We start from the raw sequence: 11,442 nt of genomic DNA on the forward strand, positions 1-11,442 counted from the left end.
GCGGCGGTCGCCCGTTCAGGGCGGAACGATCGGGCCGGTGTTTGACGATCGGTCCACGCGCGTGCCGGCGCAAGGGTGTGCGGCCGGTACGGCAGAGGTGCGTGCGGAGTGCCCGCGATGACATTAGTGGCCCGGGACGGGGTGGCTGGAACCAGCAGGAGTTGGGGCGTAATCGCACCGTGATGGGCGCGGACTGACCGCTTATGCCGGAGTCTTCGCAGATGGTGTCAGGAGATGATCAATCCGGACACATGGGAAGCCCCTGGAGGCTCGGGGCAGGTCCGGCGAAGGCTGCGCGGGTGACCAAAGTCACCCGCTCCGCCCACATCGTCGGGATGGAATTTCGGCCTCCGGACCCGGGTACGGAAGATCCTTCCGCGGGAGGGGGGACCCGCGCCCGTTCCGTCCGGTACGGACGGTGTGCGCTCAGTTCATCGGAGTGATGAGGGAGCGCAGGAAGGACAGGTCCACGTCCTCCAGCGAGCGCACGACGGTGCGGCCCGGGGCGGGCTCGATCAGGCCCACGGAGGGCACGGCCACGACCCGGCAGCCGGCCGCCTCCGCGGCCGCCACCCCGGTGGCGGTGTCCTCGATGACGGCGCACCGCGAGGGGTGCGCGCCGAGGCTCTTCGCGGCGAACAGGTAGGGGTCGGGGTGGGGCTTGGTGCGGGGGACCTCGTCACCGGCGACGGTGAGGTGGAAGCGGTCGCGGCCGAGCGTGAGCAGGACCTGGTCGATGACGCGGCGGTGGGAGGCGGAGACCAGGGCGGTGGGCACGTTGTGCCGGGCGAGCTCGCTCAGCAGCCGTTCGGCGCCGGGCATCAGGGGGACCTGCTCGGCGATCCGGGCCTCGAAGCGCTCGTTGAGCAGGACGCTCAGCTCGGCGAGGCCGATCTCGGCGCCGGTCGCCTCGATCAGGAAGGAGGCGCTGCGGCTCATGGGGCCGCCGACGACCACGTCCCGCCAGGCCTCGTCGAGGCGGTGGCCGAGCTCCTGGAAGATCTGCGCCTCGATCTCCCACCAGAACCCCTCGGTGTCGACGAGGGTGCCGTCCATGTCGAGCAGCACCGCCTGCAGGGCGTGCCCGTCGGCCGTGTGGACGACGGGAGCGGGAACGGTGCTGGTCATGCGTACGCCTCTCTCCGGGGACGACAAGGCCGGTCACCTCGGAGCCGTGGGGCATCCCCCTCGGGAACAGGTGACCGGCCTGTATGGGACCGACCAGTGTACGCCGGTCTGTGTCAGCGTGCGTTGAAATATTTCGCTTCGGGGTGGTGGATGACCAGAGCATCGGTGGACTGCTCGGGGTGGAGCTGGAACTCCTCCGAGAGGTGGACCCCGATCCGCTCCGGCTCCAGGAGGGTGGCGATCTTCGCCCGGTCCTCCAGGTCGGGGCAGGCCCCGTAGCCGAGGGAGAAGCGGGCTCCCCGGTACTTGAGGTCGAACATGTCCTCGATGGCGGCCGGGTCCTCGCCGCCGAAGCCGAGCTCGGAGCGGACGCGGGCGTGCCAGTACTCGGCGAGGGCCTCGGCGAGCTGGACGGACAGGCCGTGCAGTTCGAGGTAGTCGCGGTAGGAGTCGGACTCGAACAGCTTGGCCGTGGCCTCGCCGATCTTCGAGCCGACGGTGACCACCTGGAGGCCGATGACGTCGGTCTCGCCGGATTCCTCCGGGCGGAAGAAGTCCGCGAGGCACAGGCGCCGGCCGCGGCGCTGGCGCGGGAAGGTGAACCGGGTCCGCTCGTTGCCCTGCTCGTCCAGGATGAGCAGGTCGTCGCCCTTGGAGACGCACGGGAAGTAGCCGTAGACCACGGCCGCTTCCAGGAGGTTCTCGGTGTGCAGCTTCTCCAGCAGGCCGCGCAGGCGCGGGCGGCCCTCGTTCTCGACGAGCTCCTCGTAGGTGGCGCCGCCGGCGCGGGCCTGCTTGAGGCCCCACTGGCCCTTGAACAGCGCGCCCTCGTCCAGCCAGGAGGCGTAGTCCTTGAGCGGGATGCCCTTGACCACGCGGGTCCCCCAGAAGGGCGGGGTGGGCACCGGGTTGTCGACGGCCACGTCGGACCGGCCGCCCGGCTGCTCGGGCTCCTCCACCTGGAGGGCGGGAGTGTCCCGCTTGGCGACGCGGCGCTGCTTGAGCTCGGGCAGGGTGGCGCCGGGGACGCCGCGCTTGACGGCGATCAGGGCGTCCATCAGCCGCAGGCCCTCGAACGCGTCACGGGCGTAGCGGACCTCGCCCTCGTAGATCTCGTGGAGGTCCTGCTCGACGTAGGCCCGGGTCAGGGCGGCGCCGCCCAGGATGACCGGGTAGTCGGCGGCCAGCTTGCGCTGGTTGAGCTCCTCCAGGTTCTCCTTCATGATCACGGTGGACTTGACCAGGAGACCCGACATGCCGATGACGTCGGCCTTGTGTTCCTGGGCGGCTTCCAGGATCGCGGAGACGGGCTGCTTGATCCCGATGTTGACGACGTTGTAGCCGTTGTTGGTGAGGATGATGTCGACGAGGTTCTTGCCGATGTCATGGACGTCGCCGCGGACGGTGGCGAGCACGATCGTGCCCTTGCCCTCGTCGTCGGTCTTCTCCATGTGCGGTTCGAGGTAGGCCACCGCCGTCTTCATCACCTCGGCCGACTGGAGCACGAACGGCAGCTGCATCTGGCCCGAGCCGAACAGCTCACCGACGACCTTCATCCCCTCCAGCAGGGTGTCGTTGACGATGTCGAGGGCGAGGCGGGTCTGGAGGGCCTCGTCGAGGTCCGCCTCCAGGCCGTTCTTCTCCCCGTCGATGATCCGCCGCTGAAGCCGCTCCTCCAGGGGCAGCGCGAGGAGCTCCTCGGCGCGGCCGGCCTTCAGGGACTTGGTGTTGACCCCCTCGAACAGGGCCATCAGCTTCTGCAGCGGGTCGTAGTCCCCCTCGCGGCGGTCGTAGATCAGGTCCAGGGCGGTGCTGACCTGCTCCTCGTCGAACCGCGCGATCGGCAGGATCTTCGACGCGTGGACGATCGCCGAATCCAGACCCGCCTTCACGCACTCGTCCAGGAAGACGGAGTTCAGCAGGACGCGGGCGGCCGGGTTCAGACCGAAGGAGATGTTCGACAGACCCAGCGTCGTCTGCACGTCCGGGTGACGGCGCTTGAGCTCGCGGATCGACTCGATCGTCGCGATCCCGTCCCTGCGCGACTCCTCCTGACCCGTGCAGATCGTGAAGGTGAGGGTGTCGATGAGGATGTCCGACTCACGGATCCCCCAGTTCGACGTCAAGTCCTCGATGAGGCGCTCCGCGATCGCGACCTTGTGCTCGACCGTGCGGGCCTGGCCCTCCTCGTCGATCGTCAACGCGATCAGCGCCGCCCCGTGCTCCTGCGCCAGACGGGTCACCTTCGCGAACCGCGACTCCGGACCGTCACCGTCCTCGTAGTTCACCGAGTTGATGACGGCGCGCCCGCCCAGCTTCTCCAGACCCGCCTGGATCACCGGGACCTCGGTGGAGTCCAGCACGATGGGAAGGGTGGAAGCGGTCGCGAAACGGCCCGCCAGCTCCTGCATGTCCGCGACACCGTCACGACCCACGTAGTCCACACACAGGTCCAGCATGTGCGCGCCCTCACGGATCTGGTCCCGCGCCATCTCCACACAGTCGTCCCAGCGCGCCTCCAGCATCGCCTCACGGAACTTCTTCGACCCGTTCGCGTTCGTCCGCTCACCGATCGCCATGTACGAGGTGTCCTGACGGAACGGCACCGTCTGATACAGGGAAGCCGCCCCCGGCTCGGGCTGGGGGGTGCGCGCGGTGATCGCCGTACCGCGCACCCGCTCCACGACCTGCCGCAGGTGCTCGGGGGTCGTCCCGCAGCAGCCGCCGACCAGCGACAGCCCGTACTCGCGGACGAACATCTCCTGCGCGTCCGCCAGCTCCGACGCCGACAGGGGGTAGTGTGCCCCCTGCTTCGTCAGCACCGGCAGACCCGCGTTCGGCATGCACGACAGCGGGATGCGGGCGTTGCGGGCGAGGTAGCGCAGGTGCTCGCTCATCTCCGCCGGACCCGTCGCGCAGTTCAGACCGATCATGTCGATGCCCAGCGGCTCCAGGGCCGTCAACGCCGCACCGATCTCCGAACCCAGCAGCATCGTGCCGGTGGTCTCGACGGTGACGGAGCAGATCAGCGGGACGCTGACGCCGAGGGCGTCCATGGCGCGGCGGGCGCCGATGATGGAGGACTTGGTCTGCAGGAGGTCCTGGGTGGTCTCGACGAGCAGCGCGTCGGCGCCGCCGGAGATCAGGCCTTCGGCGTTGACCTGGTAGGCGTCGCGGATCTGGGCGTAGGTGATGTGCCCGAGGGTGGGCAGCTTGGTGCCGGGGCCGATGGAGCCGAGGACCCAGCGCTGCTGTCCGGTGGAGGCGGTGAACTCGTCGGCTACCTGGCGGGCGATGCGGGCGCCGGCCTCGGAGAGCTCGAAGTTGCGTTCGGGGATGTCGTACTCGGCCAGGGCCGCGTAGTTCGCTCCGAAGGTGTTGGTCTCGACGCAGTCGACGCCGACCGAGAAGTACGCCTCGTGGACCGAGCGCACGATGTCGGGGCGGGTGACGTTCAGGACCTCGTTGCAGCCTTCGAGCTGCTGGAAGTCTTCCAGGGTGGGGTCCTGTGCCTGGAGCATGGTTCCCATGGCTCCGTCGGCGACGACCACGCGGGTCGCGAGCGCCTCTCGGAGGGCATCGGCCCGGGTCTGGGTGTCTGCGGGCGGGTTCGGCAACGAGGCCATGGTTGAGCTCCCTGGGATGCGACGGCTGTCGGCTTTGCACCCCCGCTGTGTCAGGGGTGCACGCGGTCAGGGTAACCGCGCCGCACCCGCCCCGGTGAGGGCGTCCCACGTGGCGGACTGCATTCTGTGCGCGGGAGTCGCACGGACGGGTGCCCTGGTCGGCGGCTCACCGGAGAACACCCAAGCATGCACGAGGTCGGCATCGACCGATAGTGTTCGGCATGGTCGAACTACGTCAGCAGGAGGCTGCGCGATGGCACGGAACATCCAGTCGCTCGAACGAGCCGCTGCGATGCTGCGGCTCCTGGCCGGCGGGGAGCGCCGGCTGGGCCTGTCGGACGTGGCGTCCGCCCTGGGCCTGGCCAAGGGCACGGCCCACGGGATCCTGCGCACCCTGCAGGCCGAGGGCTTCGTGGAGCAGGACCCGGCGTCGGGGCGCTACCAGCTGGGCGCGGAGCTGCTGCGGCTGGGCAACAGCTACCTGGACGTGCACGAGCTGCGCGCGCGGGCGCTGGTGTGGACGGACGACCTGGCCCGGGCGAGCGGCGAGAGCGTGTACGTCGGGGTGCTGCACCAGAGCGGGGTGCTGATCATGCACCACGTGTTCCGGCCGGACGACAGCCGTCAGGTGCTGGAGGTGGGGGCCATGCAGCCGCTGCACTCCACGGCCCTGGGCAAGGTGCTGTCGGCCTACGACCCGGTGGCGCACACGGAGGCGCTGGACGCGGAGCGAGAGGCGTTCACCCCGCGCACGGTGACCGACGCGGTGGGCTTCGAGGAGGTCCTGGACCTGACCCGGGCCCGCGGCTGGGCGGCCGACGTGGAGGAGACCTGGGAGGGCATCGCCTCGGTGGCGGCGCCCATCCACGACCGGCGCCGGATGCCGGTGGGCGCGGTGGCCGTCGCGGGCGCCGTGGAACGGGTCTGCGGGGAGTCCGGGGAGCCGCGTCCGGCCCTGGTCGCCTCCGTACGGGACTGCGCCCGGTCGGTTTCGCGCGATCTCGGAGCAGGCCGGTTCTGAGCTTGACCTGACCCCCTTCGGTCCACCCTTTGGCGGCTTTCGGCGCCATTCGGGTGGACCTTTTCGTTTCCGGACCGACCATTGGCCGGATTTGGGCGATCGTACCGAGTGGTAACGATCCGGTTCTTTGGCCTGGTCAGGCCTTGACGCGTTCTGAACCCAGGCGGAAAACTGCCGTTCATCGGTCGGCATTGTCGAACACCTACCGGCAATACGCGTTAGGCTATGGGCGAGGCCATGGACCGGTGAAGCACTCACCGAGTGTGCGGACGACCGGAGGGACCCGGTGTCCGCGCACCCCTGGACGTAAGACAAAGGAGTCGCGGGTGTCCAGCTCCGACATCTTCATCGGCGAGACCATCGGTACCGCCCTGCTCACTCTGCTCGGCGGCGGCGTGTGCGCCGCCCTCACGCTCAAGAGCTCCAAGGCCCGCGGCGCGGGCTGGCTCGCGATCACCTTCGGGTGGGGCTTCGCCGTCCTGATCGCCGCCTACGTCTCCGCGCCGAAGTCCGGCGCGCACCTCAACCCGGCGGTCACCGTCGGCATAGCCGTGAAGACCGGCGAGTGGGGTGACGTCCCGGTCTACCTGGCGGGCCAGCTGCTCGGCGCCATGATCGGCGCGGTCCTGATGTGGATCACCTACTACGGACAGTTCCGCGCCCACCTGGCGGACCCGGAGAACATCAAGGACGCCAAGCTCGGTCCCGAGGACCCGCACCCGCACGACGTCGCCGGCCCGGTGCTCGGCATCTTCTCCACCGGCCCCGAGATCCGCAACGTGGTCCAGAACCTCGCCACGGAGATCATCGGCACCTTCGTCCTCGTCCTCGCGATCCTCACCCAGGGCCTCCAGGACGACGGCAAGGGTCTCGGCGTCATCGGCGTCCTGATCACCTCCTTCGTCGTCGTCGGCATCGGCCTCTCCCTCGGCGGCCCGACCGGCTACGCCATCAACCCGGTCCGCGACCTCGGTCCCCGCATCGTCCACGCCCTGCTCCCGCTGCCCAACAAGGGCGGCTCCGACTGGGGGTACTCCTGGATCCCGGTGGCCGGCCCGCTCGTCGGTGCCCTGCTCGCCGGCGGTCTGTACAACATCGCGTTCGCCTGATCAGCTTCGGCCGCGTTCGTAAGATCCGCACCGCCCTCCTGATTCCGCCTACTCAACAGATCTGCCAGGAGCAGCCACCATGACCAGCAGCACCGGCCCCTTCATCGCCGCGATCGACCAGGGCACCACCTCCTCCCGCTGCATCGTCTTCGACCGCGACGGCCGCATCGTCGCCGTCGACCAGAAGGAGCACGAGCAGATCTTCCCGAAGCCGGGCTGGGTCGAGCACGACGCCACCGAGATCTGGACCAACGTCCAGGAGGTCGTCGCCGGCGCCATCGCCAAGGCCGAGATCACCGCCGCCGACGTCAAGGCCGTCGGCATCACCAACCAGCGCGAGACCACCGTCCTGTGGGACAAGAACACCGGCGAGCCGGTGCACAACGCGCTGGTCTGGCAGGACACCCGCACCGACGCCCTGTGCAAGGAGCTCGGCCGCAACGTCGGCCAGGACCGCTTCCGCCGCGAGACCGGCCTGCCGCTCGCGAGCTACTTCGCCGGCCCGAAGGTCCGCTGGCTGCTCGACAACGTCGAGGGCCTGCGCGAGCGCGCCGAGGCCGGGGACATCCTCTTCGGCACCATGGACTCCTGGGTCATCTGGAACCTCACCGGCGGTGCCCAGGGCGGTGCGCACGTCACGGACGTGACCAACGCCTCGCGCACCATGCTGATGAACCTGCACACCCTGGCGTGGGACGAGAAGATCGCCGAGTCGATGGGCGTCCCGCTCAACGTGCTCCCCGAGATCAAGTCCTCCGCCGAGGTCTACGGCCACGTCAAGGACGGCGTCCTCGCCGGTGTCCCGGTCGCCTCGGCGCTCGGTGACCAGCAGGCCGCCCTCTTCGGCCAGACCTGCTTCGCCGAGGGCGAGGCCAAGTCCACGTACGGCACCGGCACGTTCATGCTGATGAACACCGGCGACAAGATCATCAACTCCTACAGCGGCCTGCTGACCACGGTCGGCTACCAGATCGGCGACCAGAAGCCGGTCTACGCCCTGGAGGGCTCCATCGCCGTCACCGGCTCGCTGGTCCAGTGGATGCGCGACCAGATGGGCCTGATCAAGTCCGCGGCCGAGATCGAGACCCTGGCCTCCTCCGTCGAGGACAACGGCGGCGCCTACTTCGTGCCGGCCTTCTCCGGCCTGTTCGCGCCGTACTGGCGTTCCGACGCCCGCGGTGTGATCGCCGGCCTCACCCGGTACGTCACCAAGGCGCACATCGCCCGTGCCGTCCTGGAGGCCACCGCCTGGCAGACCCGCGAGATCACCGACGCCATGACCAAGGACTCCGGCGTCGAGCTGGCGGCCCTCAAGGTCGACGGTGGTATGACCTCCAACAACCTGCTGATGCAGACGCTCTCGGACTTCCTGGACGCCCCCGTGGTCCGTCCCATGGTCGCCGAGACCACCTGCCTCGGCGCCGCCTACGCCGCCGGCCTGGCCGTCGGCTTCTGGCCGGACACCGACGCCCTGCGCGCCAACTGGCGCCGCGCGGCGGAGTGGACCCCGCGCATGCCCGCCGACCAGCGGGACCGCGAGTACAAGAACTGGCTCAAGGCCGTCGAGCGGTCCATGGGCTGGATCGACGACGAAGACGCCAGCTGACGCACCAGCTGTCGAATCGACGAGGAGCTGAAGAGACATGAGCACCCTGCAGAGCGTCCCCGCACTGGGCACGCACCCGACCGCCGGCTCGAACCCGAGCCGCGCCGAGACCCGTGAGCAGCTGGCCAAGGCCACGTACGACCTGCTGGTCATCGGCGGTGGAATCCTGGGCACCTCGGTGGCCTGGCACGCCGCGCAGTCGGGTCTGCGGGTGGCCATGGTGGACGCCGGCGACTTCGCCGGCGCCACCTCCTCCGCCTCCTCGAAGCTGGTCCACGGCGGTCTGCGCTACCTGCAGACCGGCGCGGTCAAGCTGGTGGCCGAGAACCACCACGAGCGGCGGGTGCTGGCCAAGGACGTGGCCCCGCACCTGGTCAACCCGCTCACCTTCTACCTGCCGGTCTACAAGGGCGGCCCGGTGGGTGCGGCCAAGCTGGGCGCGGGCGTCTTCGCCTACTCCGCCCTCTCGGCCTTCGGCGACGGCATGGGCAAGGTCATATCCCCGGCCCGTGCCGTCGCCGACAACCCCGGCCTGAAGACCGACAACCTCAAGGCCGTCGCGGTCTACTACGACCACCAGATGAACGACTCCCGCGTCGCCGTGATGACGGTCCGCGCGGCCGTCGAGTCGGGTGCGGTCGTCCTCAACCACGCCGAGGTCACCGGCCTGCGCATGACGCGCGGCCGGGTCTCGGGCGCCGAGCTCAAGGACCGCCTCGACGGCACCGAGTTCGGCGTCGACGCCCGCGTCGTGCTCAACGCCACCGGCCCGTGGGTGGACCACCTGCGGCGCATGGAAGACAAGCACGCGCTGCCGTCGATCCGCCTCTCCAAGGGCGCGCACATCGTCATGAAGCGCAAGTCGCCGTGGAAGGCCGCCATGGCCACCCCGATCGACAAGTACCGCATCACCTTCGCCCTGCCGTGGGAGGACCAGCTCCTGCTCGGCACCACGGACGAGGTCTACGAGGGCGACCCGGCGGACGTGCGCGCCACCGAGAAGGACATCCAGCAGATCCTGGACGAGGCCGCCTTCTCCATCAAGGACACCGACCTCGACCGCTCGCTGATGACGTACGCCTTCGCCGGCCTGCGCGTGCTGCCCGGCGGCCCCGGCGGCGTCGAGAAGGCCAAGCGCGAGACGGTCGTCTCCGAGGGCGCGGGCGGCATGCTGTCCGTGGCCGGCGGCAAGTGGACCACGTACCGCCACATCGGCCGCGTGGTCATGGACAAGCTCGCCAAGCTCCCCGGCAGCCCGCTGACCGAGGACATGGAGCCGGTGAAGTCCCTCGTGCGCCGCGTCCCGCTGCCCGGTGTCGCCAACCCGAACGCCGTCGCGCACCGCCTGCTGGTGGACCGCGAGCCCGGCGCCCGGATGGACCCGCTCACCGCGCGCCACCTGGCCTCGCACTACGGCTCGCTGGCCTTCGACATCGCCCGTCTGGCGAACGAGGACCCGGCGCTGGCCGAGCGCATCCACCCGGACGGCCCGGAGATCTGGGCGCAGGTCGCCTACGCCCGTGACCACGAGTGGGCCGAGACCGCGGACGACGTGCTGCGCCGCCGTACGACGGTGACCGTCCGCGGCCTGGACGACGAGTCCGTGAAGGCCCGCGTCGAGGAGATGCTGGCCCGCAAGGCATAGCTCGTACGCAGGTGGGGAAGAGGGGCGGTTCCGAGGGGAACCGCCCCTCTGTCGTGGGCTGTGGCGGCCGACCCCACAAGGCTTAGGCTTTCCCACGTACACAAGGAACTTCGGAAGGAGACCTGGGTGATCGAGCTTGAGGGCGTGCCCGAGCTGATCGACCCGGTCATGGTGGCCGCGTTCGAGGGCTGGAACGACGCGGGTGACGCCGCCTCCGGTGCGGTGGCGCACCTGGACCGGGAGTGGAAGGGCGAGGTCTTCGCGGCGCTCGACGCCGAGGACTACTACGACTTCCAGGTCAACCGGCCGACGGTGTTCCTGGAGCACGGGGTCAGGAAGATCACCTGGCCGACGACGCGGCTGTCGGTGGTCCGGATCGGCGGCGCGAAACCGCGGGACCTGGTGCTGGTGCGGGGCATCGAACCGTCCATGCGGTGGCGGTCGTTCTGCAACGAGCTGCTCGGTTTCGCGCACGAGCTGGGCGTGGAGATGGTCGTCATCCTCGGCGCGCTCCTCGGGGACACCCCGCACACCCGGCCGGTACCGGTCAGCGGGGTGACGTCGGACCCGGACCTGGCGCGGACGATGGACCTGGAGGAGACCAAGTACGAGGGTCCGACCGGGATCGTGGGCGTGCTCCAGGAGGCCTGTACGCACGCGGGGGTTCCGGCGGTGTCGCTGTGGGCGGCGGTGCCGCACTACGTGTCGCAGCCGCCGAACCCGAAGGCGACGCTGGCGCTGCTGAACCGGCTGGAGGACCTGATCGACGTCAGGATCCCGCTCGGGGAACTGCCGGAGGACGCGCGGGCGTGGCAGCTGGGGGTGGACCAACTGGCCGCCGAGGACAGCGAGGTGGCGGAGTACGTCCAGACGCTGGAGGAGGCGCGGGACACGGCGGACCTCCCGGAGGCGTCGGGGGACGCGATCGCGCGGGAGTTCGAGCGGTACCTTCGGCGGCGGGATCCGTCGGCGGGCGACCCCTCGGACGGGTCGTACCTGCGGGACACGTCGGGAGGTCCCCGCGCCCCCAAGCGCAAACCGGAGCCTTCGGCCGAGGAGCCCCCGGCGACCCCGCCGGAGCCGGACGAGCCGCGGGACGAGTCCCCCGAGGCCTGACGGTCCGATTCGGGCGGGCGGGGTACGGCTGCCGCTGCGCGGGGCCGGTCCCCTACCCGCCCTTCACCCGTTCTGGGGGGGGGGGGGGCCCCCCCCCCCCCCCCCCCCCACACCCCCCCGGGGGGGGGGGGGGGCGGGGGAGCGCGACCCCCCGGGGGGGGGGGGGCGGGCGGCGGGGGTGGCCACCGCGA

General features: G+C 70.2%; 7 protein-coding genes. 5 read left to right on the top strand and 2 right to left on the bottom strand.

What is annotated here, in order from left to right; translation table 11 throughout:
• Positions 1-426 precede the first annotated feature (426 nt).
• Positions 427-1,128: an HAD family hydrolase gene (locus ACFVXK_RS13190; protein WP_389611594.1), complete on the bottom strand. Its 702-nt coding sequence runs from the start codon at positions 1,126-1,128 to the stop codon at positions 427-429.
• 113 nt (positions 1,129-1,241) lie between these two features.
• Positions 1,242-4,754 carry a methionine synthase gene (gene metH, locus ACFVXK_RS13195; protein WP_389611595.1) on the bottom strand — a complete coding sequence of 1,171 codons (3,513 nt, stop codon included), beginning with the start codon at positions 4,752-4,754 and terminating at the stop codon, positions 1,242-1,244.
• 253 nt (positions 4,755-5,007) lie between these two features.
• Between metH and ACFVXK_RS13200 the strand changes: the two genes are divergently transcribed.
• The 5 genes from ACFVXK_RS13200 to ACFVXK_RS13220 all read left to right on the top strand — a co-directional run bounded on the left by ACFVXK_RS13200 (position 5,008) and on the right by ACFVXK_RS13220 (position 11,251).
• Complete coding sequence (locus ACFVXK_RS13200; protein WP_389611596.1) at positions 5,008-5,775, top strand: IclR family transcriptional regulator; 768 nt, start codon at positions 5,008-5,010, stop codon at positions 5,773-5,775.
• A 326-nt stretch (positions 5,776-6,101) separates the two neighbouring features.
• Positions 6,102-6,884 (top strand): MIP/aquaporin family protein, encoded by a 783-nt coding sequence (locus ACFVXK_RS13205; protein ID WP_385533837.1) that lies wholly within the window; start codon positions 6,102-6,104, stop codon positions 6,882-6,884.
• 79 nt (positions 6,885-6,963) lie between these two features.
• Positions 6,964-8,490 carry a glycerol kinase GlpK gene (gene glpK / locus ACFVXK_RS13210; RefSeq protein WP_344169170.1) on the top strand — a complete coding sequence of 509 codons (1,527 nt, stop codon included), beginning with the start codon at positions 6,964-6,966 and terminating at the stop codon, positions 8,488-8,490.
• Between the two features lie 37 nt (positions 8,491-8,527).
• Positions 8,528-10,135: an FAD-dependent oxidoreductase gene (locus ACFVXK_RS13215; protein WP_389611597.1), complete on the top strand. Its 1,608-nt coding sequence runs from the start codon at positions 8,528-8,530 to the stop codon at positions 10,133-10,135.
• A gap of 126 nt (positions 10,136-10,261) precedes the next feature.
• Complete coding sequence (locus ACFVXK_RS13220) at positions 10,262-11,251, top strand: PAC2 family protein (RefSeq protein WP_389611598.1); 990 nt, start codon at positions 10,262-10,264, stop codon at positions 11,249-11,251.
• Positions 11,252-11,442 lie beyond the last annotated feature (191 nt).

The organism is Streptomyces sp. NPDC058157 (assembly GCF_042884105.1).
Lineage (GTDB): Bacteria > Actinomycetota > Actinomycetes > Streptomycetales > Streptomycetaceae > Streptomyces.

What these genes read in the sequence shown, in the direction of transcription:
- ACFVXK_RS13215 (WP_389611597.1), top strand. Translation starts at nt 8,528, where the DNA reads ATGAGCACCCTGCAGAGCGTCCCCGCACTGGGCACGCACCCGACCGCC.
- ACFVXK_RS13200 (WP_389611596.1), top strand. Translation starts at nt 5,008, where the DNA reads ATGGCACGGAACATCCAGTCGCTCGAACGAGCCGCTGCGATGCTGCGG.
- metH (WP_389611595.1), bottom strand. Translation starts at nt 4,754, where the DNA reads ATGGCCTCGTTGCCGAACCCGCCCGCAGACACCCAGACCCGGGCCGAT.
- glpK (WP_344169170.1), top strand. Translation starts at nt 6,964, where the DNA reads ATGACCAGCAGCACCGGCCCCTTCATCGCCGCGATCGACCAGGGCACC.
- ACFVXK_RS13190 (WP_389611594.1), bottom strand. Translation starts at nt 1,128, where the DNA reads ATGACCAGCACCGTTCCCGCTCCCGTCGTCCACACGGCCGACGGGCAC.